General features: G+C 73.4%; 21 protein-coding genes. 13 read left to right on the top strand and 8 right to left on the bottom strand.

The features are described from left to right. A complete protein-coding gene (locus ACZ466_RS12025; RefSeq protein ID WP_378279823.1) occupies positions 1 to 1,203 on the bottom strand; it encodes an alpha/beta hydrolase in 1,203 nt (400 codons plus the stop codon). A 182-nt stretch (positions 1,204 to 1,385) separates the two neighbouring features. Then, complete coding sequence (locus ACZ466_RS12020; RefSeq protein ID WP_378279822.1) at positions 1,386 to 1,556, bottom strand: hypothetical protein; 171 nt, start codon at positions 1,554 to 1,556, stop codon at positions 1,386 to 1,388. A gap of 278 nt (positions 1,557 to 1,834) precedes the next feature. Between ACZ466_RS12020 and ACZ466_RS12015 the strand changes: the two genes are divergently transcribed. Further along, a complete protein-coding gene (locus tag ACZ466_RS12015) occupies positions 1,835 to 2,947 on the top strand; it encodes a sensor histidine kinase (protein ID WP_464043454.1) in 1,113 nt (370 codons plus the stop codon). Next, the gene (locus tag ACZ466_RS12010; protein ID WP_378279818.1) at positions 2,935 to 3,597 is read left to right on the top strand and encodes a response regulator; all 663 of its coding nucleotides are present in this window, start codon (positions 2,935 to 2,937) and stop codon (positions 3,595 to 3,597) included. Before ACZ466_RS12015 ends, ACZ466_RS12010 begins: the two co-directional genes overlap by 13 nt. Before the next feature lie 33 nt (positions 3,598 to 3,630). Here ACZ466_RS12010 and ACZ466_RS12005 read toward each other — a convergent pair whose 3' ends face one another. Both ACZ466_RS12005 and ACZ466_RS12000 read right to left on the bottom strand, forming a co-directional pair. Then, positions 3,631 to 4,884: an amidohydrolase gene (locus tag ACZ466_RS12005; RefSeq protein ID WP_378279816.1), complete on the bottom strand. Its 1,254-nt coding sequence runs from the start codon at positions 4,882 to 4,884 to the stop codon at positions 3,631 to 3,633. Positions 4,885 to 4,918: 34 nt separating this feature from the next. Continuing rightward, the gene (locus tag ACZ466_RS12000; RefSeq protein WP_378279815.1) at positions 4,919 to 5,941 is read right to left on the bottom strand and encodes a LacI family DNA-binding transcriptional regulator; all 1,023 of its coding nucleotides are present in this window, start codon (positions 5,939 to 5,941) and stop codon (positions 4,919 to 4,921) included. A gap of 154 nt (positions 5,942 to 6,095) precedes the next feature. On the opposite strand from ACZ466_RS12000, the gene ACZ466_RS11995 reads away from it, so the two are divergent. From ACZ466_RS11995 to ACZ466_RS11970, 6 genes are all read left to right on the top strand, one after another. After that, positions 6,096 to 7,175 carry an asparaginase gene (locus ACZ466_RS11995; RefSeq protein WP_378279813.1) on the top strand — a complete coding sequence of 360 codons (1,080 nt, stop codon included), beginning with the start codon at positions 6,096 to 6,098 and terminating at the stop codon, positions 7,173 to 7,175. A 10-nt stretch (positions 7,176 to 7,185) separates the two neighbouring features. After that, positions 7,186 to 8,061, top strand: a complete 876-nt coding sequence (locus tag ACZ466_RS11990; protein WP_378279811.1) for a polysaccharide deacetylase family protein — start codon at positions 7,186 to 7,188, stop codon at positions 8,059 to 8,061. Positions 8,062 to 8,173: 112 nt separating this feature from the next. Continuing rightward, entirely contained in the window at positions 8,174 to 9,535 is a 1,362-nt protein-coding gene (locus tag ACZ466_RS11985) for an MFS transporter (RefSeq protein WP_378279809.1), read from the top strand. After that, positions 9,532 to 10,299, top strand: a complete 768-nt coding sequence (locus tag ACZ466_RS11980; protein WP_378279807.1) for an SDR family NAD(P)-dependent oxidoreductase — start codon at positions 9,532 to 9,534, stop codon at positions 10,297 to 10,299. The genes ACZ466_RS11985 and ACZ466_RS11980 overlap by 4 nt, the downstream gene beginning before the upstream one ends. A 14-nt stretch (positions 10,300 to 10,313) precedes the next feature. Beyond that, complete coding sequence (locus ACZ466_RS11975) at positions 10,314 to 11,069, top strand: SDR family NAD(P)-dependent oxidoreductase (protein WP_378279805.1); 756 nt, start codon at positions 10,314 to 10,316, stop codon at positions 11,067 to 11,069. A 6-nt stretch (positions 11,070 to 11,075) separates the two neighbouring features. Then, positions 11,076 to 11,582 (top strand): hypothetical protein, encoded by a 507-nt coding sequence (locus ACZ466_RS11970; protein ID WP_378279803.1) that lies wholly within the window; start codon positions 11,076 to 11,078, stop codon positions 11,580 to 11,582. Between the two features lie 20 nt (positions 11,583 to 11,602). Here ACZ466_RS11970 and ACZ466_RS11965 read toward each other — a convergent pair whose 3' ends face one another. Then, on the bottom strand, positions 11,603 to 12,421 hold the full coding sequence (locus ACZ466_RS11965) for an SAM-dependent methyltransferase (protein ID WP_378279801.1): 819 nt from the start codon (positions 12,419 to 12,421) through the stop codon (positions 11,603 to 11,605). Positions 12,422 to 12,696: 275 nt separating this feature from the next. Between ACZ466_RS11965 and ACZ466_RS11960 the strand changes: the two genes are divergently transcribed. The 5 genes from ACZ466_RS11960 (at position 12,697) to ACZ466_RS11940 (ending at position 22,588) form a co-directional block, all read left to right on the top strand. Continuing rightward, complete coding sequence (locus ACZ466_RS11960; RefSeq protein ID WP_378279799.1) at positions 12,697 to 14,850, top strand: BTAD domain-containing putative transcriptional regulator; 2,154 nt, start codon at positions 12,697 to 12,699, stop codon at positions 14,848 to 14,850. Positions 14,851 to 15,078: 228 nt separating this feature from the next. Next, complete coding sequence (locus ACZ466_RS11955; RefSeq protein ID WP_378279797.1) at positions 15,079 to 15,585, top strand: SigE family RNA polymerase sigma factor; 507 nt, start codon at positions 15,079 to 15,081, stop codon at positions 15,583 to 15,585. Position 15,586: 1 nt separating this feature from the next. After that, a complete protein-coding gene (locus tag ACZ466_RS11950; RefSeq protein WP_378279795.1) occupies positions 15,587 to 16,504 on the top strand; it encodes a hypothetical protein in 918 nt (305 codons plus the stop codon). 145 nt (positions 16,505 to 16,649) lie between these two features. Next, positions 16,650 to 21,098, top strand: a complete 4,449-nt coding sequence (locus ACZ466_RS11945; protein ID WP_378279793.1) for a tetratricopeptide repeat protein — start codon at positions 16,650 to 16,652, stop codon at positions 21,096 to 21,098. 5 nt (positions 21,099 to 21,103) lie between these two features. Further along, positions 21,104 to 22,588, top strand: a complete 1,485-nt coding sequence (locus ACZ466_RS11940) for an AAA family ATPase (protein WP_378279791.1) — start codon at positions 21,104 to 21,106, stop codon at positions 22,586 to 22,588. Here ACZ466_RS11940 and ACZ466_RS11935 read toward each other — a convergent pair. The 3 genes from ACZ466_RS11935 to ACZ466_RS11925 all read right to left on the bottom strand — a co-directional run bounded on the left by ACZ466_RS11935 (position 22,585) and on the right by ACZ466_RS11925 (position 25,116). After that, entirely contained in the window at positions 22,585 to 23,157 is a 573-nt protein-coding gene (locus tag ACZ466_RS11935; protein ID WP_378279789.1) for a TrmH family RNA methyltransferase, read from the bottom strand. The two genes, ACZ466_RS11940 and ACZ466_RS11935, sit on opposite strands and share 4 nt — an antisense overlap. A gap of 114 nt (positions 23,158 to 23,271) precedes the next feature. Next, positions 23,272 to 24,492, bottom strand: coding sequence for a DUF4241 domain-containing protein (locus tag ACZ466_RS11930; RefSeq protein WP_378279787.1), 1,221 nt, complete (start codon positions 24,490 to 24,492; stop codon positions 23,272 to 23,274). Between the two features lie 9 nt (positions 24,493 to 24,501). Continuing rightward, on the bottom strand, positions 24,502 to 25,116 hold the full coding sequence (locus ACZ466_RS11925) for a restriction endonuclease (protein ID WP_378279785.1): 615 nt from the start codon (positions 25,114 to 25,116) through the stop codon (positions 24,502 to 24,504). Positions 25,117 to 25,356: the final 240 nt, after the last annotated feature.

The raw sequence follows: 25,356 nt of genomic DNA, 5'->3' as shown, positions 1-25,356 counted from the left end.
TCAGAGCTTGCGGGCGCCGATGGCCCGCATGATCGTGGGCCAGTTCTCGTGCATCTCCCGCTTCCAGTAGCCCCAGGTGTGCGAGCCGCGGCCGTAGAAGTCGGAGGTGACCGGGACGCCGGCGGCCCTGGCCCGCGCGACGAAGTCCCGATTGGTGCGCTCGACCTGGGACTCGCTCAGGTAGCGGATGTCCCAGGGGGCGTGGCCGCCCTTGTCGAGGGGGCCCGCCGAGCCGTTGCCCGAGGACACGTACACGCCTGTGCCGCGCAGGTTCCCCGCGAGGGTGGCGGGGTCGTGCGCCGCCCAGTTGGCGCGGTCGCGCACCGGGTCGCCCCAGATGTCGTTGGCGTTCTGCCCGGCCCGCGTGTTGATGAACAGCAGCAGGGCCGGGATGCCGGGCGAGAGCATCGACAGGACCCCGCTGTAGGCGGCGGCGTACTTGTACATGCCCGGGTGGCGCGCCGCGTAGGTCATCGCGCCCTGCGCCCCGGAGGAGATCCCCATGGCCGCGCGGGCCGCGCCGGCGCGGAAGTTGCGTTCGAGGAGCTGGCGCACTTCCTGGGTGTGGAAGGTCTCCCACTTGGGGGTTCCGCCCCGGCCGCCGTTGTGCCAGTCGGCGTACGAGCCGTTGAGGCCCTCGGGCATGGCCACGAGCACGTCGTAGGCGGCGGCGACCTTGGCGATGTCGGTGCTGCGGGTCCAGGAGATGTAGGTGTCGTTGCCGCCGTGGAAGGCGTAGACGGTCGGCCAGGTGCGGGTGGACGAGGTGCTCCAGGTCCGGGGGACCAGCACCCTGACCTTCTGGGTGGAGCCGAGCGCGGGGGAGGAGATCGAGACGTCCGCCCGGGTCTTGCCGCTCCACTTCACGGCGGTGATGCGGGCGCCGTTGTCGGCCGGGACGTTGTAGCCGGACGGCTTGGCGGGGCTCGATGATCTACCGCCGCCTCCCTGCCCGGTCCTGGGAGTGTCGATGTCGGGGAGCGTCCCGGAGTTGCGTCCCGCCGGGACGGGCGGGACCGGGCCGTCGGTGGGCGTGGGGCTCGCGGGCCCCTCCACGCCTCCCGCGGCGGGGGACGCTCCGGGCTGTCCCGTGGTGCCGGCCGGTTCGTCCTTCGTCAAGGGCATCAGCACCAGGACCGTGGGCACCACCGCCACGGCGACGATGCTCCCGACCCCGATCCAGCGATCCAGCTGCTCGCGCACGGAACCCCACCTTTCAGTGGGGAAACTTTACTTGCGCACTGGTCCCATTGGCGAGCACTTTGCTCAGGAATGTCGAGCTTGTACCACTCGAAGCTGGATAAGGGGTTTATCGGAGTTCTTTCGGGGCACTCGCCTGCGGGTTCGCGGTCATCCCCGCGATCACCCTGCGCTCATCCCTCGGCTCATCCCTCCGCGCGGCGGGCTTCTGGGACGTGGGCACCGTGGTCGGCGGACCGGTCGGTGTGCGGGGCGTCGTCGGTCGCGGTGCGCGGCCGGGGCCAGGCGTCGATCCGGGTACGGCGGGGGTTGGCCAGCGAGGTGCGCATTCTGTCTACTTCCTCCGTCTTGGTCATGTTCAGTGCGTTGCACGGTGATTCCACTCAGTTGTAACGCGACAGGCCCGCGAACCTTGCCAGAAGGTTTTCCCTGTTTCCGTAAACACCTCTTTGCCCAGGCCGCAATCCGGTCAACGTCCCGCCAAAGCGCCGTCCACGCCCGCCCCCGGCGGCCCCGGCGCCCGGCGCGGATACCGACTTTGGTGGGTGCCGGGGCCGGGCCGGCCCTGGCTAGCGTGTGGCCGGTGAAACGGTGTTCGGGCAGAAGAGCCGAGGTCATCTTCCTCCTCGGCGTCATGGGAACCCTCGTCGGGCTCACGCTCCTGGCGCGCCACCAGGCCGGCGACCTGATCGTGCTGGACCTCGTCGCCGGGATCGCGGGCTGGCTGGCCGCTCCGATCGCGCTCTGGCGCCCCGTGACCGGAACCCTCGGGCTCACCGTCCTGGCGGTGCTCTCCCCGGCCGCCACCCCGCCGGCCACGTTCGGGGCGCTGCAGGTCGCCCAGCGGCGCGACGGGCGGATCGCGATCGCCGTGGCCGCCGCCGGGATCGCGGCGCACGCCGTCCAGGGCCTCTGGCGGCCCAACGGCGGGATCTCCTTCGGCTGGTGGCTGCTCCTGGTCACCCTCGCCTACGGCGCGCTGATCGCCTGGGGCGCCCGGACCCGGGCCCGCCGGGCGCTGCTGGAGTCGCTGCGCGAGCGGGCCCGCCGCGCCGAGGCCGAGCAGGGCCGCCGGGTCGCCGAGGCGCGGATGCTGGAACGCACCATGATCGCCCGCGAGATGCACGACGTCCTGGCGCACCGGCTGTCGCTGCTGGCCACCTACGCCGGCGCCCTGGAGTACCGCCCCGACGCCCCGCCCGAGAAGCTGGCGCACGCCGCCGGGGTGATCCGCGCCGGGGTGCACCAGGCCCTCGACGAGCTCCGCGACGTGATCATCGTGCTGCGCGAGGAGGACTCCGGCGGCGCGGGCGAGCGGCCGCAGCCCCTGCTGGCCGACGTCCCGCGGCTGGTCGGCGAGGCCCGCGAGGCCGGCGGCGAGATCCGGCTGCGGAACGGGGTGGACGGCTCCGGCGAGCCGCCCGCCGCCGTCGGCCGCACCGCCTACCGGGTCGTCCAGGAGGCGCTGACCAACGCCCGCAAGCACGCCGCGGGCCGCCCGGTGGCGGTCCGGCTGGACGGGCGGCCCGGCGACGGCCTGATCATCGACGTCCGCAACCCGCTCCCGCCGCCGGACGGCGACGGCCCGGACGGCCCGGACGGCAAGGCCGGCGCGCCGCTCGCGCCCGGCAGCGGCACCGGCCTGGTCGGGCTGACCGAGCGGGTGCGGCTGGCCGGAGGACGGCTCGACCACGGGACCGCGGGCGGCGAGTTCCGCCTGGAGGCGTGGCTACCATGGCCGGCGTGAACCCTCCCCTGCGCGTGCTCATCGTGGACGACGAGGACCTGGTCCGGGGCGGGCTGACCATGATGCTGGACGGCGTCCACGGCATCGCGGTGGTGGGCGAGGCCGCCGACGGCGACGAGGTGCCCGCCGCCGCCGACGCGCACGCCCCCGACGTGGTCCTCATGGACCTGCGGATGCCGCGGGTGGACGGCATCACCGCCACCCGCAGGCTGCGGCTCCGGCGCGACCCGCCCGAGGTGATCGTGCTGACCACGTTCGACGCCGACGAGGACATCCTGCGGGCGCTGCGCGCCGGGGCGAGCGGGTACCTGCTCAAGGACACCCCGCCGGCCCGGATCGTGCAGGCGGTGCACTCCGTCGCGGCCGGCGAGCCGATCCTGTCGCCCGGGATCACCCGCCGGCTGATGGACCGCGCGCTCACCCGGGCGGGCGCCTACGAGCGGGCCCGGGACGCCCTGGCCGCGCTGAGCCCGCGCGAGAACGACGTGGTGGTGGCCGTGGCGCAGGGGCGGTCCAACGCCGACATCGCCGCCGAGCTCCACATGAGCGTGGCCACGGTCAAGGCCCACGTGTCCAACGTGCTCGACAAGCTCCACCTCGACAACCGCACCCAGATCGCCCTGCTCGCCCACGACGCCGGCATGGCCTGATGGGAGCTGACCCCCGGAGCGCTCCCGGAAGGGCTACGCGGTGGAGGGCAGCCAGGTGCGCGCCGCCGACACCAGCGCGGCGACCCCGGTCTCCAGCGTCGGCTCGACCACCGGGGCGAACAGCGGGGAGTGGTTGGACGGCAGCCCCCGCACGATCCGCTCGATGTCGGCGATCGAGGCGGCCATCGCGAACGCCGCGGGGTCGGCGCCGCCCAGCAGCCAGTAGACGCACGGCGCCCCGGCGGCGGTGGCGAGATGGCCCACGTCCTCGCTGCCGGTGACCGGGCCGGGGTCGTGCACCAGCCCGGGGCCGAGGTCGGTGTCGAAGCCGCGCCTGGTGAACGCGCACGCCTCGGGGTCGTTCACCACCGCGGGGAAGGACTCGATCACCGTGACCTCGGGGGCCTGCGGGGCGCCGGAGGCGGCGGCCTCGGCCCGCACGATCCGCTCGATCGCGGCCAGGACCCGCTCGCGCACCGCGGTGTCGAAGGTCCGCACGCTCAGCAGCATCTCGGCGTCGTCGGGGATGACGTTCTCCCGGGCCCCGGCGCGCAGCGACCCGACCGTGACCACGGCGGTCTCGGACGCGGCCACCTCGCGCGCCGCGATGCCCTGCAGCCGCATCACCGTCGCCGCGGCCATCACCACCGGGTCGACCGCGGTCTCCGGCCGCGACCCGTGCCCGCCGCGCCCGTGCAGCACGACCCGCAGCGCGTCGGACGCGGCGAACGCCGGGCCGGGCCGCAGCGCCAGCACCCCGGCGGGCAGCGGCGCCACATGCTGGCCCAGCACCACCGCCGGGCGGTCGAACCGCTCGAACAGCCCGTCGTCGATCATGGCGCGGGCGCCGCGTCCGGCCTCCTCGGCGGGCTGGAACACCAGCAGCAGCGTGCCCTGCCAGCCGGAGCGGTCGCCGGCCAGGACCGCCGCCGCGCCCAGCAGGCAGGTCACGTGCACGTCGTGGCCGCAGGCGTGCATGACCGGCACCTCGCGGCCGTCGGCGTCGATGGTGCGGGCGGCGCTGGCGTAGGGGAGCCCGGTCCGCTCCTGGACGGGGAGGGCGTCCATGTCGGCGCGGAGCAGCGCCGCCGGGCCGGGCCCGTTGCGCAGGACGCCGACGACGCCGGTTCCGCCGACCCCGGCGGTGGTGTCGTAGCCGAGCTCGCGCAGGCGGGCGGCGACGATCCCGGCCGTGCGGGTCTCCTGGAAGGCGAGCTCGGGATGGGCGTGCAGGTCCTCGTAGAGGCCGGCCAGCCCGGCGAGATCGGTTCCGTCGCGCCCTGCCATGCCCGACCGCCTTCCGTAGCCGTCCGTGCCCATCCTATGACTCGGCGCGTTCTCCCTGGTCGGAGAGGGGGACGCTGGACGCCCGCCGCACCAGTTCGGGGGCCAGCCGGCGGGACCGGGCGGGCCTGCCCTCGATCAGCTTGACGATGGCGGCCGCGGCGCCGCGTCCCATCTCCCGCATCGGCGACCGGACGGTGGTGAGCGACACCGGGAGGTCGGCGGCGATGGACACGTCGTTGTACCCGACCACCGAGACGTCCTCGCCGACCCGCAGGCCGGCCTCGCGGATCGCGCCCATCGCGCCGATGGCGGCGAAGTCGTTCACCGCGTAGATGGCGGTCGGCCGCGGGTCGAGGGCGAGCAGCGCCTCGGCCATGCGCCGTCCGCCCTCGGCGTCGAACGGCGAGTGCAGCACGTGGTCGTCGGGGACGGGCACGCCCGCGGCCGCGTACACCTCGCGGAACCCCCGGGTGCGCTCGATGCCGGTGGAGGCGTACGGCCGCCCGGCGATGACGCCGACCCGGCGGTGCCCCAGCTCCAGCAGGTGCCGCCCGGCCAGCCGGCCGCCGTCGAGGTCGTCGCAGGTGACGGAGGTGACGCCGGGGAGCCGCCGGGACGTGAGGACCACCTTGGCGCCGCTGTCGACCAGCCCGTGCACCAGGCCGGAGTCGGTCCGGGCGTCGCCCAGGATGAGGCCGTCCACCCGCATGCCCAGCAGCGTCTCGGTGCGCAGCCGCTGGGTCTCGATGTCGTCGCCGCTGTTGGCGACCACGGCCTGGTATCCGGCCGCGGCGGCGCCCTCCTCGATGCCCTCGTAGATCGTGGCCAGCACCAGGTCGGTGAGCCGCGGCACCACCACGCCGATCATGCGGGACCGGCCGGTGCGCAGGCTGGTGGCCGCCGGGTGGGGGAGGTAGCCGAGGTCGGCGGCCACCCGCCTGATCCGCTCGGCGGTCTCCTCGCCCACTCCCTCGCTGCCCCGCAGGGCGCGCGAGACGGTCGTGGTGTGCACGCCGGCGGCGCGCGCCACGTCGGACAGGCGCGGTCGGTCGGCCAAGTGGATCTCCTCCGGGTCGGGTCCCTCCACATTGTGGCGGACGGGCGGGTCGCCGGTGTTAAACCGCCGCATTCTCGGGAACCGGGGCTTGACGTGCGCCGATGCGGACCCCACTATGTACGCAATCGTTAGCGCAAACGTTAGCGGAGGTTGCGTGCGTCATCTGATCCTGCTGGGCACCGGGGGCACCATCGCCACCACGGACGGGCCCGGCGGCCGCCGGGTCGGCGTCCCCACGGCCGAGCTGCTCGCGGCGTCCACCGCCGTCTGGGCGGATCCGGCCGTGCGGGTCGAGGTGCGCGAGGTGCGCCGCACCGTCAGCTTCGCCGCCACCGTCGCCGACGCGCTGGCCCTGGCCGCCACCGTGCGCGAGCTGGGCGCCGCCGCCGACGGCGTCGTCATCACGCACGGCACCGACACCATGGAGGAAGTGGCCTTCCTGCTGGGCCTGGCGCACGGCTCGGACGTCCCCGTCGTGCTCACCGGCGCGCAGCGGCCCTACGGCCACCCCGGCGCCGACGGGCCCCGCAACCTCGCCGCCGCGCTCCGCTGGGCCGCCTCGCCCGCCGCCCGCGGCACCGGCGTCACCGTGGCCTTCGACGACCGGGTGTGGCCCGCCGCCGGGGTGCGCAAGGTCAGCAGCCTCGCGCTCGCCGCCTTCGCCGCCCCCGGGCGCGGCCCGGTCGCGCACGTGGACGAGGCGGGCGTCCGGCCGCACGCCGTCCCGCCCCGCCCCGCGCCGCTGCTCACCGGCCGCCACGACGACCTGCCCCGCGTGGACGTCGTCCCCCAGTACCTCGGCGCCGACGCCACCGCCGTGCACGCCGCCCGGCGGGCGGGCGCGCGCGGCCTGGTCGTCGCCGGGTTCGGCGTCGGGAACGCCACCCCCGAGGTCGTCCGCGCCTGCCTCGACCTGCTCCGCGAGGGCGTCCCGGTGGCGGTCGCCAGCCGGGTCGGGGAGGGCCCCGTGCTCGGCCTCTACGCGGGGGCGAGCGCCGAGCTGTCGGCGGCCGGGGCCCTGTTCGCGGGCGACCTGTCGCCCTGGCAGGCCCGGCTGCTGCTCGCCGCCGCCCTCGCCGCCGAGCCCGGCGCGGGCCCGGCGGAGGCGGCCCGCCGCTGCCGCGCCTGGCTCGCCGAGGCCGGGGCGCTCAGCCCGTCCGGCACCAGCACCTACACCTACACCGGCACCGGCACCGGCACCGCCGGGGTGCCCGGCCCCGTCCGAGAAGTCTGAGAGGGAGACAATGGCAAAGGAAATCCTGGTCGCGTACGGAGTGGACGTCGACGCGGTCGGCGGCTGGCTCGGCTCGTACGGCGGGGAGGACTCCCCCTGCGACATCTCCCGCGGGCTGTTCGCCGGCGAGGTCGGCGTGCCGCGCCTGCTGGAGCTGTTCCGCCGCCACGAGCTGCCCACCACCTGGTTCTGGCCGGGCCACTCGATCGAGACCTTCCCCGAGCAGTTCGACGCCTGCGTCGCCGCCGGGCACGAGATCGGCGCGCACGGCTACAGCCACGAGAACCCGATCGCGATGAGCCGGGAGCAGGAGGCCGCCGTCCTGGATCGTTCCATCGAGCTGATCGAGGACCGCGCGGGCCGCCGCCCCACCGGCTACGTCGCGCCCTGGTGGGAGTTCTCCCCGGTCACCAACGAGCTGCTGCTGGAGCGCGGCGTCAAGTACGACCACTCGCTCATGCACCGCGACTTCGAGCCGTACTACATCCGGGTCGGCGACTCCTGGACGAAGATCGACTACGACCGTCCGGCCGGCGCGTGGATGAAGCCGCTGGAGCGCGGCGAGGAGACCGCGCTGATCGAGATCCCCGCCTCCTGGTACCTCGACGACCTGCCGCCGATGATGTTCATCAAGGCCAGCCCGAACAGCCACGGGTTCGTCAACCCGCGCGACCTCGAGCAGATGTGGATCGACCAGTTCGACTGGATCCACCGCGAGTCCGAGTACGCGGTGTTCACCATGACGATCCACCCGGACGTCTCGGGACGTCCGCAGACCCTGCTCATGCACGAGCGGATCATCGAGCACATCAACCGGCACGACGCCGTCCGCTGGGTCGGCTTCGACGAGATCGCCGACGACTTCGCCCGGCGCAACCCGCGCTGACCGCCACCGGTGCGGGCGCCCCGCGCCCGCACCGCACCCGCCGTACCTGATCACGACGGCCCCAGCCTCCCCCCCGCAGTCCCTTTCCTTCTTTCACCCCTGAAGGCTGACCATGTCTGGAAACTCCGCGCCCTTCCCCCCTGGCGGCGCACCGCTCGCCCCGGCGGCCGTCCGCCGCGTCTCGATCGTCTGCTTCCTCGCCTGGGTGTTCAGCGTGTTCGACTACACCCTCTTCGGCACCCTGCTGCCCGCCATCTCCGACGACTACGGCTGGGACTCCGGCACCGCCACCGCCGTGACCACCTGGATCACCATCGGCACGTTCGTGGTCTCGCTGTGCGTCGGCCCCATGCTCGACCGCTGGGGACGCCGCCGCGCCCTGGCCGTCACCACCGCCGGCGCCGCGGTCGCCTCCGGCCTCACCGCGCTGGCCGGCGGCAAGGTCTCCATGGTCCTCATCCGGGCGCTGTCCGGCCTCGGCTACTCCGAGGAGGTCGTCAACAGCGTCTACCTGAACGAGGTCTACGGGAACAACCGGCGGCGCGGGTTCATGTACAGCTTCGTCCAGAGCGGCTGGCCGGTCGGCGCGCTGCTGGCCGCGCTGGTCTCGGCGCTGCTGCTGGACACCATCGGCTGGCACGGGGTGTTCCTGTTCGCCACGTTCCCCGCCGTGGTGATCGTGCTGCTGGTGCGCAAGCTCCCCGAGTCGCCGACCTTCGTCAACCTGACCCGGATCCGCGAGCTGCGCGCCGAGGGGCGCGCCGGCGAGGCGGCCGAACTGGCCCGGCACGCCGGCGTCGAGACCGGCGAGACCGGGCGGCTGCGCGACATCTTCACCCCCGAGCTGCGGCGCCACACGATCTGCCTGTCGGCGGCCTGGCTGCTGAACTGGATGGGCATCCAGGTCTTCTCCGTGCTCGGGACGACCGTGCTCACCGACTCCAAGGGCGTCTCGTTCGACAGCGCGCTGCTGGTGCTGATCCTCGGCAACGCGGCGGGCTTCGCCGGGTACATCGCGCACGGTTACGTCGGCGACCGCATCGGCCGCCGCCTGACGATCACCATCGGCTGGCTGATCGGCGGCGTGGTGATGACGGTGATGCTGATCGGCCCGTCGTCGGCGGCGTTCGTGATCCCCGCGTACGCGCTCGGCCTGTTCTTCCTGCTCGGCCCGTACGCCGCGCTGCTGTTCTACATGGGCGAGTCCTACCCCGCGAAGGTCCGCGGCATCGGCCCCAACACCGCGCACATCATGGGCCCCATCGGGGCGATCGCCGGATCGGCCGTGCTGTCGGTGCTGCTGAGCGCCGTCCTGCCGATGTCGGTGGCCGCCTTCTTCGCCGGCGCCGTCGGCATCCTCGGGTCCGGCCTGGCCATGCTCGGCACCCGCCGCGTCGACCAGGACGGCTCCGGCGCCGCGTCCGGCGGGCCCGTCCCGTCCCAGAACCCGCACGACCTGAGGAGCACCCTGTGAGCGAACCGGCCAAGGCGGCCGTCATCAGCGGCGGCGCCAGCGGGATCGGCCGCGCGCTCGCGGTCGCCTACGCGAGGGCGGGCGTGGCCAGCGTCATCGGCTACCACCCCGGCGACCCGCACGACCCGCGGGCCGCGGTGGACGAGGTGACCGCCGCCGGGGGACGGGCCGTCGCCGTCCCGGCCGACGTGCGCGACTCCGCCGCCGTGGACGGCCTCGTCCGGACCGCCGTCGACACCTTCGGCCGCCTCGACATGGCCGTGGCGGCGGCGGGCGTGCTGCGCCGCGCCCCGCTCGCCGAGCTCACCGACGACCGCTGGGACGAGATGCTCGGCGTCGACCTCACCGGCGTGCTGCGCGTCTTCCGCTCCGCCGCGGCGGTCATGGGCGAGGGCGGCGCCATGGTCGCGGTGTCGTCCATCGCGGGCGGCGTGTACGGCTGGGACGACCACGCGCACTACGCGGCGGCCAAGGCGGGCGTGCTCGGACTCGTCCGTTCCCTGGGCGTGGAGCTGGCGCCGCGCGGCATCCGCGTGAACGCCGTCATCCCCGGCCTGATCGAGACGCCGCAGTCGCTGGACGCGGAGAACTCGCTCGGGCCGGAGGGGCTGCGCGCCGCCGCCCGGGTCATCCCCGCCGGGCGGGTCGGGAGCCCCGAGGAGGTCGCCGACGTGATCAGGTTCCTGACCTCCGACGAGGCGGGCTACGTCACCGGCCAGCAGCTCCTGGTGGACGGCGGCCTCACCGTCCGGTTCCCCGACTGACCGAGGAGAGCGACATGACAGCCACTCCCGTCCTCGCCGGACGGCGCGCCCTGATCACCGGCGCGGCCAGCGGGATCGGCGCCGCGATCGCGCGGGCCTACGCCGAGGCGGGCGCCGCGCTCGCCCTCGCCGACCTGGACGCGGCCGGGCTGGAGGCGGTCGCCGACGGTCTGCCCGGCGGCACCGCCGTCACCCGGCACGCCCTGGACGTCACCGACGACGGCGCCGTCCGGGAGACGGTCGCGGCGGCGATCTCCGCGCACGGCGGCCTCGACGTCCTGGTCAACGGCGCCGGGATCCTCAGCGAGGTGCCGCTGGTGGAGATGGACACCGCCACCTGGGACCGGATGCTGGAGGTCGACCTGCGCAGCGTGTTCCTCTGCTGCCGGCACACCGTCCCGCACATGATCGAGGCGGGCGGGGGCCGCGTCGTCAACATCGCCTCCCAGCTGGGCCAGAAGGGCGGCGAGGGGCTCACCCACTACTCGGCGGCCAAGGCCGGCGTGATCGGCTTCACCAAGGCGCTCGCGCTGGAGGTGTCGCGGCACGGCGTGCTCGTCAACGCGATCGCGCCCGGCCCCATCGAGACGCCGCTGATCGGCGGCCTCAGCGCCGAGTGGAAGGCCGCCAAGGGCGCGGAGCTGCCGCTGGGACGGTTCGGGCGGCCCGAGGAGGTCGCGCCCACCGCCGTCCTGCTGGCCTCCGACCCCGGCGGCAACCTCTACACGGGGCAGACGCTCGGGCCCAACAGCGGCGACGTGATGCTGTAGGCACCGATGTGCGGAGCCTGCGGCACGGCCGCGACGTGGACCGAACGGATCGCCCCGCTCGACCAGGGCGGGGCGGTCCGCCGGGCGCGCGCCCTGAACGCCCTGCTCGCCGTCGGCCCGCCGCGGCTGCGCCGGGTGAAGGCGTCACCATGGCCGGGCGGCGGGTGGCGGCTGCACGCCCCGGACGGGTGGCACTTCGCCCGCTCGCTGGACGAGGCGATCGGCCTGCTGGCCCGCCGCTACGGGCCGCTCGTGGCGCCCGACCCCGGCGACGCCTCGACCGAGGCCCCGCTGCCGGAGGCGGTGCCGGGCCACGCCCTGGTGGTGTGGGCGGTCGCCGTTCGGCACGCGGGCCTCACCGCGACCGTGCGCACGCTGGACGTGAACCTCGCGATCGACCCGTCCGGGGTGCACGCCACCGCCGTGCGGCCCGGCGCACCGGACGCGGGCGTGCTGCGTTCGGGACGGGCGGCCCGCTCCCTCGCGCGGCACCTGGAGATTGCCTGCGCCTGACCTGCCCGGGTTCGCGCGGCTCAGGGCTTGCGGGCCACCGCGCAGTACGCGTCCACCGGCTCGATCGTCCCGACCTCCACCTCGTCCGGCCGCCACTGCGTCAGCGGCACCAGCCCCGGATCGACCATCTCCAGCCCCTCGAAACATTGGGCGAGCCGCTCCGGGGAACGCAGGTTGTAGGCGATGGGCGCATTGGCGTTGTAACCGTCGGTGCCGACGCGCATTCCCTCACTGGTGTCGGTGGCGTCCCAGAGCACCAGATAACTGCCCGAAGGTGCCGCGTCCATGACCCGCCGGACGATCGAGAGCACCTCGTCGAAATCGGGGGCGAAACCCAGCACGCCCATGAACATGGCGGCCAGCGGCTCGTTGAAGTTCAGCACGTTCCTGGCGTCGGCGATGATCTGGTCGGGCTGGTGGTAATCGGCGTTGACATAGGTGGTCACGCCCTCGGGACTGGTGTTCACCAGCAGCGCGCGGGCGTGCGCCAGCACCAGCGGGTCGTTGTCCACGTACACGACCTTCGACTCGGGCGCGACGCCCTGCGCGACCTCGTGGGTGTTCTGCATGGTGGGCAGGCCGGTGCCGATGTCGAGGAACTGGCGGACGCCCGCCTCCGCCGCCAGATGCCGTACGGCGCGCACCAGGAACCCGCGCGACTTCACCGCCATGTCGACGATCTGCGGGTAGGTCGCGGTAACGGCGTCACCGGCGACGCGGTCGGCCTCGTAGTTGTCCTTGCCGCCCAGCCAGTAGTTCCAGACCCGCGCCGCGTGCGCCACGTCCGAGCGGATCTCGGGAATCGACGCGAACTGCGAAGCGGGAGGCCGTTCTGTCATGGGGTCGGACTCCAAGTCGGGGTCGGCAGTCCATACGGACCTGGGAATGGTGTGATCGCATACTAGCGGCGGACTTTCCCGGAACCGGACGACGAACGCGCCGATTTTCCGACTCCGCGGTTTTCGTCCGGGCCTCCGCCCGGATCCCCGCCGGACCTCGGCCGGAGCGGCTCCGAAGTGCTATTTTCCGAGGGGGTCGGCCGGGAAATTGGTCCCTGATTCATGCTGAATGTCCGTGTCCCGCCGGTACCGAAGCGCCGGAGCTGGAGGAGCAGATGCGCGAGGTCGCCTTCTCGGTGCTGGGCCCGGTCGAGGTGACGATCGGCGGGAGCGCGGTGCCCCTCGGCGGCGGGCGGCAGCGCGCGCTGCTGGTCGCGCTGGTCCTCGACACCGGCCGGGTGGTGTCGGTGGAGCGGCTGGTGGACGAGCTGTGGGGCGACCTCCCGCCGGGGTCCGCCCGGACCCAGGTGCACACGCTGGTCCACCGGGTGCGGCGCGCCCTGGGCGAGGCGGGCTCCCTCATCGAGACCTGCCCGCCCGGCTACGTGCTGCGCGCGGGCCCGGCGCGAGTGGACGTCACCGCGTTCACCGAGCTGGTCGCCCGCGCCCGCGACGACGTCCGGCGGGGGCACCCGGACGAGGCGGCCGCCGCCTTCCGCGAGGCGCTCGGGCTGTGGCGCGGCCGGGCCCTGGACGGCGCGAACGCGGCGTTCGTCCTCCGCGAGGCCGCCCGCCTGGAGGAGCTGCGGCTGGCCGCGTACGAGGAATGCCTTGGCGTGGAGCTCGCCCTCGGCCGGCACGGCGCCGCCGCCGCCGAACTGGCCGCGCTGGTCGCCGAGCACCCCCTCCGCGAGGAGCTGCGCGCCCTGCTGATGCTGGCCCTCCACCGCTGCGGACGGCGGTCGGAGGCGCTGGAGTCCTACCGCCAGGGGCGCGCCCTGCTGGTCGAGGAGACCGGGCTCGAACCGACCGAACGGCTGCGCCGCGTCCACGACGCCGTGCTCCGGGACGATCCGGCCCTGCGCGCCGCCGAGCCGGACCCGCCCCCGACACGTCCGGAGCGTCCACCGCCACCAGCGCCTGCGCCGCCCCCGGCTCCGCGGAGAACGAGCAGCGTACGGCTCCGCCTCGCCGCGGCCGGCGTCGCGCTGACGCTGGCGGTCAGCCTGAGCGGCTCGTCGGTCACCGACCGCCACCGCGCCGAGGCCGGCACGCCCGACCGGCAGTGGGTCCCGGGGCCCGCGTGGGTGAACGACCCGCCCAAGCCGGTCCCCGCGACGTTCTTCGGCACGAGCGTCGGCACCAACAGCGGCGCCATGCCCGGCTTCCGCACCGGGGCCGTCCGGTTCTGGGACAGCCGCACCCGCTGGGCCAACGTCGAGCCGCGCCCCGGGGCGTTCGACTGGGCCAACCTCGACCGCATGGTCGACGGCGCCGAGGGCGCCCGGCTCCCGATGCTCTACACCATGGGCATCACGCCGTCCTGGGCGGCGCCCGACGGCCCCCGGAGCGCCTACGACGACGACTCCAGGACCGCGCCGCCCCGCGACCTGGCCCACTGGGACCGCTACGTCCGCGCCGTGGCGTCCCGCTACAAGGGACGCATCGGCGCCTACGAACTCTGGGACTACGCCAACACGCCCCACCACTACACCGGCGACCTGCCCACCCTGGCCGAGATGACGCGGCGCGCCTCCGCCATCATCCGGCGGGAGGACCCGCGGGCCACGGTCGTGTGCCCGTCCATAGGGGAGCTGTGGGAGGCCGAAGGGCTCCGCTACATCGCCCGGTTCGCGTCCCTGAAGGGCTACCGCCACTGCGACGCGGTGGCCGTCAAGCTGCACCCGCGCGACCCGGGCGGACGGCCGGAGGAGATGACCGAGCAGGCGACCCTCGTCTACAACGCCCTGCACGACGAGGGCGTCCACCTGCCGATGTGGGTCACCGGCCCCGGCCACTCCGGCCCGACGGACGCCTCGCTCGGGGAGGAGGACGCCAACAACTTCGCGGTGCGGTTCTACCTGGCGGGCCTCTACGCCCGCTACGCCCGCATGTACTTCTACAGCTGGGGCGTCCGGAACCTGCCCCTGGTGCTCCAGGTGGAGGGCAGCCCCCCGACCCGCGCCGCGTTGTTCGTCGAACAGCTGCAGGAGTGGCTGGACGGCGCCCGCATCCGGTCGTGCGGGCAGGGCCGCGTGGACGGCCTGCCCGAGGGCGTCCGGCAGTGCCGCTTCCGGCTCGCCGGTGGAGAGGAGGGCGCGGTGCGGTGGGCGATCAAGGGCGGCGCCGAGATGCGGCTGGAGCACGGCGCGTACCGCGCGGACCACCTCGACGGCCGGGTCGCGGCGGTGCACGGCGGGGTGAAGCTGCCGCTCACCGAGCGTCCCGTCCTGGTGCGCTTCCGCGCCGTGCGGCCCGCCGACCCGTGATGACAGGCGCCGCATAGCGGTCGGACAGCCCGCTCGGGCCAGGCGCCCCGGGCCGTCCAGCCGGGCCAGGCCGTCGAGGTCAACGGCAGCCCCGTCATCGTCCGCTACCGGACGGCGTAATGGACATGAAGACCATGGGAGGGAAGGGCCGCCGGAGAATCTCGCGGCGGGCGGCATAGGGAGTACGGGGCTCCGGTGTCTATTGGGGTGACATCGGAAGGAGGCGCCGTGAACCGAGAAGCCCGCGAGAGCTTCACCGCGTTCGTCGCGGCGCGGTCCGGCACCCTCATCCGGACGGCGTACGTGCTCACCGGCGACCAGCACGCGGCCGAGGAGCTGCTGCAGTCGGCGCTGGCCAAGACGGCGGCGCGGTGGCGCCACGTCCACGACAACCCCGAGGCGTACGTGCGCCGCGTGCTCTACAACGAGCAGGTCAACCGCTGGCGGCGGCGGGGCCGGGAGGCGATCGTGGCCGAGCCGCCCGACATACCGGTGGACGACGGCAGCCGCGAGGTCGACCTGCGCGTGACGCTGGAGCAGGCCCTGCTCGCGCTGCCTCCGCGCAAGCGCGCCGTGCTGGTGCTGCGCTACTACGAGGACCTGCCTGAGAGCGAGGTCGCGCAGATCCTCGGCTGCTCGGTCGGGACGGTCCGCAGCCAGGCCCACCGCGCCCTCGCCCGGCTGCGCGAGCTGGCCCCCGACCTCGCCGCCCACCTCGAGTTCACGGGAGCGTGAGATGACCGACGACATGCTCAAGGACGCGCTGGGCCGCATCGCCGACCGGGCCGAGCCCGTGGACGGCCTCGCCGAACGCGCGCTGCGCGCCGCCGACCGCCGCCGCCGGACCCGCGCCACGGCCGGTGCCGCGCTCGCGCTGGCCGTGGCCGTCGCCGTGCCCGTCACTTTCACGCAGGCCACCGGCTCCGGGGAGAAGGCCCCCGCCCTGAACACCACCCGGCCGGACAAGACCTCGCAGGGCCTCCCGGAGAACTCGCCCGAGGAACTGAACACCGCCCGCCGCTGCCTGCGGAACGGGGTCCCCAGGGGAATGGGGGGCGAGCACCGTCCCGAGTACGGCAGCGCGAGCGACTTCCGCTTGCTGGTGAAGTCACCGGTGGACAAGGGAGATTACCTGGCCGAGGTGGCGAGCGAGGCGGGCTTCGTGCTGTGCGCCACCAGCGAGAGGGCGGGGAATGTCGAGGTGCCGATCTTCCATGCCTGGCCAGGACGGACCTCCGGTGGCCTGTGGACGTTCGGCGCCCCGTTCCGCGTCGACGCGATACGGCAGGTGTCGCCCAGCGCGTGGGATGCGTACGCGCTCAGTGTCGTCCTCGTGGGCCGCGCGAAGCCCGGCGTGGCACGCGTGAGGATCGCCTGGGAGAACGGGCGCACGTCCGAGGCCACCGTGGACAACGGGTTCTTCCTCGGTCACACGCCCACCAAAGTGGTCCCGACCAAGGGCGAGGGCGACGCGATGTCGCGCGGTGCGATGAGTCCCGTGACGATCCGGGTCGCAACGGTGACCGGGTACGACTCGGCGGGCCGCGCCGTGCACACGTGGCGGCCCGAGAGCAAGGGCGAGGCCGGGGGCTTCGCGCCCGCCGACTGCCATGACGGCCTCACCAATCCGCCCCCGTCCCTCTGCTCGGACTGACTGCGACCGACCAATACTGGCAATTCGGGCAGCACCTTTTGAGAATATCGTTTAAGGAGAAGTCCGCCCTTTTGATGTCGGTTAGGGTTTACCTGTGGATCTGGGGCTGGTCCAGCGATGGTATTCCGTCGGCTCGGACGTTGTGGTGCATCTGATCGGGGGGCGGTCCACCCGCGGCCGGCTTGAGGCGATCGACGCCGACAGCCTGGTGCTGGTGACCGAAAAAGGACCCTCGCTTCTTCTGGCGACGTCGATCGAGCAGATCGAACTCGCGGACGCGTCGGTGGCGGTCGCGGCGCCGCCGCCCGCCGTCCCGGCCGCCGCGCGGGCGCCCGCCCCGCCCCCCGAACCCGAACCGGTCGTGCTGTCGGCCGACTGGGAGCGGCTGCCGGAGGAGTTCGCGGTCGACGCCGAGCAGGCCGAGCTGACCGCGCCCGTCTTCGCCCGCGACACCGCGATCCCGCTCTCCTACGGCATCGTCCAGGAGGTCGACGGGCATCTCAACCGCGTGCGCAACCGGCTCGCGTCGTCCAGCACGCTGAACGAGCCCGGCCGCGCCATCCAGGCGATCCGCGACCTGGTCACGGCGAGCGGGCGATGCGGGTACGCGCCCGCCGCGCACCTGGCCGCGCTGCTGCTCCTCGAACGCAGCGGCACGGAGGCGTCCCGGCGGCAGGCCGCGGAGTGGATGGCCGGAGCGGCCCGGTACGGCGGGCGCTACGCCTGGGACCTGGCCGTGCTGCGTATGCGCGCGGGCGAGCACGAGGCGGCCGCGGCGGTCCTCGGCGACGCGCTGCGCCTGAGCCCCGCCCAGCAGGCCGACGACCAGCCGCTGGGCCTCTTCCTCGCGCTGGTGCTGGACGTCGGCGACCTCTCCCTGCCCGCGTCGGTGCTCGCGGCGGCGCGGACCGGCGCCGCCGAACGCGCGGTCGCGGTACGGGCCGGCCTGTACCTGGTGTGGCGGCTGGCCACCGACCGGGCGTACGACCTGGAGCCGCTCCTGTACAAGACCGGCCCGGACGCCGACGACCTCGCGCGGGTGCTCGACGCCCTCGAACCGGGCGCGGCCGAACGGTACCGTCCCGAGGCGCAGGCCCCTCGCGGAGGCGTTGCTCCGCGCGTCCCGGCGCGTCCCGGCATGCCCGTCCCGCCGCCGGGGCCGGGGCGCACGCCCGCGCCGCCGGCGCCGTCCGAGACGGCCGCACGGCTCGTACCGGAACCCGAGTCGGCCCGGCCCGCGCCCGCCGCCTCGCGGCCAGGCTCGGCGGAGGAGACCGAGGACGAGACCGCGATCAGCCCCAAGGACCCGCGCCTGCACGTGTTCGCCGCCCGCCGCCAGCTCGACCTCGGCAGGTTCGCGGACGCGCTGAAGATCGCGCAGCGGGCGCTGGCCGACCACCCCGAGCATGCCGAGCTGCTGGAGATCGTCGACGTGGCGCGGCGCGAGAAGGCCCCCGCGCCGCGTCCCGCCACGGCGCCCGGCCGGCCGTCCAAGCCCCAGTCCGCCCGCGACCGGGGGTCGCTGTACGCGCGGGCGCAGCGCGCCGACACCCAGGAGAAGGACCCGGCCAAGGCCGAGGAGCTGTACCGCCAGGCGATCGCCAAGGGCGGCGACAACGAGCGCGCGGTGCGCTCCCTGGCCTGGCTGCTGCACCGGCAGAAGCGCAGCGAGGAGGCGCTGACGCTGCTCCGCGACGCCGACCACGAGGTGCAGGAGCACCTCCCGCACCAGAACATGATCATCACCATCGTCAGCGACCTCGGCCGGTGGGACGAGGCGGCGCTGCTGCTGGAGGCGCTGCTGGAGGGCGACCACTCCAAGCAGACCCGCACCGGGCTGCTCAAGCGGCTGATCGTGGCGTACCGGAAGCTGCGGGACGCGCGCAGCGCCAAGGACGCGGCCGAGCGGCTGCTCAAGCACGGCCCCCGCAACCCCGAGTTCCGCGACATCTGGGAGGAGCTGGAGAAGGCCGAGCGCACCGGCATGTGGGACAAGATCGACGTGCTGCTCGCCAAGAGCGACTGGAGCCCCGAGCAGCCCGGTTCGATCAGCCCCATCCTGCTGCTGCACCTGGACCGCTGCGAGTACGCGGGCGTCAACCCGCTGCGCGTCCAGGAGGGCACGCTCAGCGAGAAGGACGTGCACGGCCTGGAGGCGCTGATCCGCAAGCTCGGCTCGCGGCGCTCGGCCGACCGGGCCGCCTACAACCTGTCGGCCGCGCGGATCCTGCGCGACCTCAACCAGACCGACGACGACCTGTTCCGCCGGTCGCTGCGCGGTTTCGGCGCGGCGATGGGCGACCTGTGCGCCGCCGAGCGCCGGCACGGGGACGTGACCCGCACCTACTACGCGCAGGCGGTGGCCCTCGGCCCCTGGGACGAGATGGGCAGGCTCAAGGTCATCCAGTTCGTCCTGTCCTACCTGGACCCCGACTGGCAGCAGCCGCAGGAGAAGCCCCCGTTCGAGAAGGTCGTGGAATGGGTGCTGGAGAACGAGAGCCTGCGCCGCCCGCTGCTGCTCGGGCTGCTCAACCTGGCCGGCGGGTCCGACCCGGTGCGCAAGGAGATCGTGTCGCGCACGTTCCTGGTCGCCGAGATCCGCCGGGTGCTGTTCGACGAGGTGTGCGCCTACCTCGGCCGGGAGGCGGGCAGCTGCACCCGGGACGTGTACGTCACCGTCTGGCAGGAGGCGCTGCGCACGCTCCGCCAGCAGAACGACGAGCAGCGCAAGTCGCTGCAGCTTCCGCTGGACCGCAGCGAGCCGCTCGGCACGCTGGCCGAGGACCAGCAGCAGCTGGAGCAGGCGCGCACACTGGCCCCGACGACGCCGCTGGACATCGACCGGCTGAAGACCGTCGCCACCACGCTGGGCGACATCCGCGGCTACCTGGAGCAGACCTCCTACCTGGAGCAGGAGCGGCTGGAGTCCAAGATCCGCACCGCGGTGCGGGAGCTGGTCGCGGAGATCGAGGAGTACCCGACCCGGCTCTCCCTGGAGTACCTCGTACCGCTGCTGCGGAAGCTGGACGCCGCGATCACGGCGCACTTCGACGAGGTGGGGCGCGCCGCCGAGCCCAGCGAACTGGAGGTCGACCAGGTCCTGCCCAGCTACGCGCCCGACGCCGCGTCCACCATCCAGGTGCAGCTCAGCGTGAAGAACCTGCCGCGCCGCAGCCCGGCCGTGGACGTGATGCTGCGCGTGCTGGACAACCCCGACGACTACCGGCGCGTCCCGGAGCCCATCCAGGTCGCGCACAGCCTCCGGGACGAGCAGACCGAGAGCTGCACGGTGCCGCTGGTGGTGACGCCGTACGCGGTCGGGGAGCGGCTGGTGACGCTGCGCTACCGGCTGGAGTTCACCGTCCGGTCCGACCGGCGCGTCGTCACCGAGCCCGACACGCTGTCGCTGCGGCTGAACGACCCGCAGGACTGGAAGCCGATCCCCAACCCGTACTCGGAGGGCTCCCCGGTCGAGGACGTGGAGATGTTCTACGGCCGGGAGGAGCTGATCCAGACCCTGGTGGACGCGCTGGAGCGGCCCGACGCCAAGTGCGTGGTCATCTACGGCCAGAAGCGCGTCGGGAAGTCCTCGGTGCTCCACCACCTGCAGCAGGCCCTCGAACCGCCGGTGCTGGCGGCCAAGTTCAGCCTGCTGGAGCTGGCCACCAACCTCGACCACGCCCGCTTCCTCTACAAGATCGCCGACGCGTTCTTCCGGCAGCTGGAGGACCACGAGGAGGAGGGCCGGCCCGCCCTGGACCTGCCGCGCCCCGTGCTGCGCGACTTCATCGACAGCGGCGACCCGCAGATCTACTTCGACGACTACATGCGCGGGATCCAGCGCGGGATGCGGCGCAGCGAGGCCTACCGCGACTGGCGGATGGTGCTGCTCCTGGACGAGTTCACCGTGCTGTACTCGGCGATCGAGCGCGGCGGCCTGCCCCGCGAGTTCATGAAGGCGTGGAAGGCGATGCTGGAGAGCAAGCTGTTCAGCAGCGCCGTCGTCGGCAACGACCTGATGCCGCGGTTCCTGAAGGCGTTCCCGAACGAGTTCCAGGTGGCCCGCCAGGAGCCGGTGTCGTACCTGGACATCGGGCCCGCCGAGGCGCTGATCACCAAGCCGGTCCGGCTGGAGAACCAGGAGAACCGCTACCGGGGCGACTCCGTGCAGCGCATCCTCGAACTCACCGCGCGCAGCCCGTACTACATCCAGCTGTTCTGCAACCGCCTCATCCAGCACATGAACGCCGAGCGGCAACTCCTCATCGGCCCCGCCGACGTCGACCGGGTCGCCACCGCGCTGGTCAGCGGCGACCAGGCCCTCCTGCAGGAGCAGTTCGACAACCTGCTCACCCCGGGCGACGCCGATGTCAGCGACCTGCCGGGGGACACCGTCATGGCGGTGCTGAACGTCTGCCTCACCGGCCGCCGCCGCGACCTGCACCTGGACGGCCGCAAGGCGCGCGACCTGCCGGAGGGGCCGCGGGTCCTGGACGACCTCGTGCGGCGGAACGTGATCGTCCAGGAGGCCGAGGACCGCTACCGCATCCGGGTGGGGCTGTTCGCCGAGTGGCTGTGGCACAGGAAGGCGTAGCGGACATGACCGACAGCCGTGCGGGCAACCCGTTCGCCACGGTCGGGCACATCGTGCACGGCGACGCGCACGTCGGCCGGGCCGGGGCGATCGGGACGCTGCGGGAACGCGTGCTGGCGCAGCCGACCGCCGCGGCCACCGCCATCATCGGGCCGCCGCGGATCGGCAAGTCCAGCCTGGCCTACCACCTGTTCATGCGGCCCGAGGTCCAGGCCGAGCATCCGCGCCTGCTGCCCGTCTGGATGAACGTGAGCGTGCAGGGCGGGGCGCACCGGCTGTTCCGCCGCCTCGTCGAGGACGTCTGGGACCTGGTGTGCGAACGCGTGCCGGACACCGACGCGCGGATCGCCCGCGCCTACGAGCGCGCCCTCGCCCCGGACCTGGACTGGGCGGAGCTGCAGAGCGAGGCGCGCGAGTTCCTCCGGCTGGTGCGGCGGCGGGGCTGGCGGGTGGTGCTGGTCCTGGACGAGTTCGACGCCGCCCGCGAGGCGTTCAAGTCCCAGCCGGGCACCTTCCAGGCCCTCCGCGAGCTGGCCTACAACCTGGACTGCAACGTCGGCCTGGTCACCACCTCGCGCCGGGAGCTGCGCGAGATCGTCGACATGGCCGACCCGGACGAGTCCACCTTCCCGGGCATCTTCCGTTCGATCTTCCTGGTCTGCTTCGACCGTCCCGAACTGGAGGAGCTGGTCGCCCGCCTGCCCGTCCCCGGCGACCTGGCGGGCCGCCTGGAGGAGCTCACCGGCGGCCACCCGTACCTGGCGAGCGTCCTGCTGGAACGCGTCTTCGAGGCGCACCCGGACGGCCCGCCGCCCGGCGACATCCCGACGCTGAACGGCCCCATGCCCCCGGAGTTCCAGTACTACTACCGCGACCTGGAGGAACTCCTGCGCGCGGACGGCAAGCTCCGCGACATGCTGGAGGTCGTCTTCGGCCCCCAGCTCGTGGTGACCCCGAACGACGCGCTGAGCCTGCAGCAGCGCGGCCTCGTCCGGGTGCGGGACGACTCCTACGGCGCCTTCTCCGACCACTTCCAGCAGTACCTCGCCCTGCTGAGCCGCGACGTGGCCGACTGGGACAACTGGATGAGCGTGGAGCGCGGCCTCCGCGACCTCATCGAGCGCTCCTTCGAGGACCGCTACGGCCCCGACTGGCCGGACGAACTCCGCAAGACCCGCCCCAAGCTCACCGCGATGCTCGACAAGTGCGGCCAGCTCATGGACCGCGAGGTCGCCTCCTTCGGCTCCCGCGCCTCCACCCGCCTCCTCGACTTCACCTACCCGCGCGACCTCTACGACCTGATGGCCTCGCACTGGGACATCTTCGGCAAGGTCATCAACAAGGACAAGAGCTACTGGAGCGAGCGCTTCTCCCTGCTCGCCAAGGTCCGCAACCCCATGGTCCACAACAGGATGTCCGTGGTCACCCCCATGGACCAGCGCAAGTTCAAGCTCTACTGCGACGAACTGAGAGAACTCCTCAACCCCTAGAGCAGTCCGGCGAGCTTGTAGAGGACCAGGGAGCCGGCGACGGCCACGTTGAGGCTCTGGCCGGTGCCGACCATGGGGATCTCCACCGCCAGATCGAGCAGGTCGAGGGCCTCGGGCGGGATGCCGTGCTGCTCGTGGCCCAGCACCGCGACCGTACGCGTACGGGCGGCGGGGAGGTCGGCCAGGCGGACGGCCTCGTCGGCGAGTTCGACGCCGACGACCTGGGTGTCCTCGGCGCGCTGGTGCTCCAGCCAGGAGAGCGGGTCGTTCACCCAGTGCACGCAGGACGGACGGCGGAGCGTGTTGCCCCGTTCCAGGGCTTCGGGCACCCAGGGGAAACGCGGCACGGCCAGGCAGGCGCCCACCGCGTCGCAGGTGCGCAGCAGGGTGCCGAGATTGGCGCCGTGCAGCGGCCACAGCGGGGCGGCGATCAGATGATCCCAGCAGGAGTGCGCGCGGCGCCGACGGGTGCGGCGGAGTTCGCGGCGCGGCCTGGTGCGGATCTTGCCGGGGTTTCCTGCCCCGGTACGGGTCGTCACCGGGACGGGGCGGTCAAGCCCCCCTTGCACGAGAGAGAGTTCATGGAGCAGCGCACTTCTCGGTGTGAGCGGACCATCGCCGGTACGGATTTCGCCCCATTTTACGGCCTGGCGGACCAAAGGGGCCAGGGCCCGCCCCGCTGATCACAGCGGCTCGTCCACGACCAGCATGTCGGCCACGAAACATGCCACGCCGCCCCGCTCGTCCCGGCCGATCCACGTCGGGTACGAGCCGTCGCCGAATCCGGACCGGAACGCGATGAGGTTGGCGCCCGTGCCGGGATCGGTGAACTCGTGCGCCGGCCCGGTCTCGTCCCCCGAGAAGGTCTCCTCCCACGCCTCCTCGACGATCTCCGCCAGCGAGGGGAGGGCCGCCGCGTCCACGAAGCAGCCGAGCCCCGCGTCGACGCCGAAGCCGAAGAACTCGCCCTCGCCGAGCGTCCGGGGATCCTGCCCGTCGCGCAGCGCGAGCTCCCAGCTCGCGACGGGCTGCTCGCTGATCTCCAGCCTGGCCGCCGCGACGATCGCGGCCTCCGGGGGGTCGTCGAGCCGGAGCCGGGACAGCACCAGGTCGTACTCGCCCGGCGAGACCGCCGTGGTGAACGGCGCGACATCGGAGTCCAGCCAGCCGGGATCGGCGGCGGCGACCTTCCCGGACGAGAACCGCCCCGCCCCGGCCCGCCACACCTCGACGGTGACCTCCTCGCCGGTCGTCAACCGGTGGCGCGTGCCCTCGGTGAACAGGAGGTCGATCCGCCCCGGCCGCAGTGGCCGCGGCGGGTGCCAGGGCCGCTCCTCCGGGGGAAGCCCCTCGCCCTCCACCCCGGGCACCTCGCGCAGGACCACTTCCCCGGAAAGCTCCCCGCGAATGGCCAGGAACCCGGCGAGCGCTCCCCAGTCGCCGAACTCGGGGACGTCCATCCAGTAGTCGTCCGGTGAGACCTCGCGGCCGGTGTCCGTCCGCCCGCCGCGACTGCCGGACGGCTCGTGCTGCAACCACAGCTGCCCGTCCAGCCTGACCACCCAGGTGCGCCGCTCCGCGACGTCGTCGAACTCGGGCCGCCCCGCGTCCGCGTACACCCACTGGCGCAGCCGCTTGATGAAGAGGCGGCCCTCGGCGAGGACGCGTCCCTCGGCGACGAAGTCGCGCCGCCCCTCCTCGTCCAGGAGCCAGGTCGCGCAGTAGTGGGCGCCCCACGCGATCTCGATGACCGCGACGGGCCGTCCCGCACTCGACAGCAGCACCGCGTACTGCTCGCCCGCATGATCACGGCCGCGCGCGACCTCCGGGGACAGCGCCCCGACCGCCGCACGGGCGCCCGGATCCCACCCCTCGTGGTAGGAGACCTCAAGCTCATCCACCATGTTCGCCTCCTAGAGAGCCAGTGGTTCGCCGTCCATCCAGCGGGCGAGCGCGTCGCGGTCGACCAGGACCAGCGTGCCGTCCGCCTCGTCCAGCGCGTGCCGCGTGAACGTGCTGTTGGTGACCAGCACCCCGACATGACCCCGATACGTCGAATGCACGGCCCCGATGAGGTTGCGCACGCGGTCGGCGCCGACCGTCTTCTGCTGCCGCTTGCACTGCACGGCGACCTTGACACCGTCGCCGGTCAGCGCCGTCACGTCGACGCCCCGGTCACCGGCCCGGCCGACCACCTGGACGGCCCGGAACCCGTCCCTGCGCAGCAGCTCGGCCGTGAGCTCCTCGAACTGCGCGCCGGTCATCACGTCCACCCGTTCCAGATGGGCGAGCTCGCGCAACCGCTCCGCCCGCCGCCTCCTCTCGCGCCGCTCCATCACCAGCAGCACGGCCCCGCCCGCCGCCAGCAGCAGCGCGACGGTCAGGACGCCCACGATCCACGGCCAGTACTCGGCCACCAAGGGAGCGACCACGAACACGACGGTCATGGCCAGCGCACCGGCGACCAGCGCGCCCCCGGCGACAACGACGACATGCGGCCCGCTCCGGGCGGGCGGAGGAGCTGCCATCAAGAACCTCCGTTGACTGCGACCTGACCCGAGAATGACACCCCCCTCTGACATTCCGGTCGCTCTTCCAGGATTTCCCCCCTCAGCCAAGGGATTGGCGCAAGGAGGACGGCCGCACACTTCGGCCTACGTGCCGATCTCCTGCTTCCCGACGCCGACCCACTGGCCGACATCGCGCCACACAAACCGCGCCGTAGGCTCGGTGCTCGATGGACGGTGGACGCATGTCGGGTCGCGCCA

This window comes from Actinomadura rugatobispora (genome assembly GCF_055379765.1).
The sequence above is the reverse complement of the archived record's forward strand: the minus strand, read 5'-3'. Positions and strand labels throughout refer to the sequence as shown.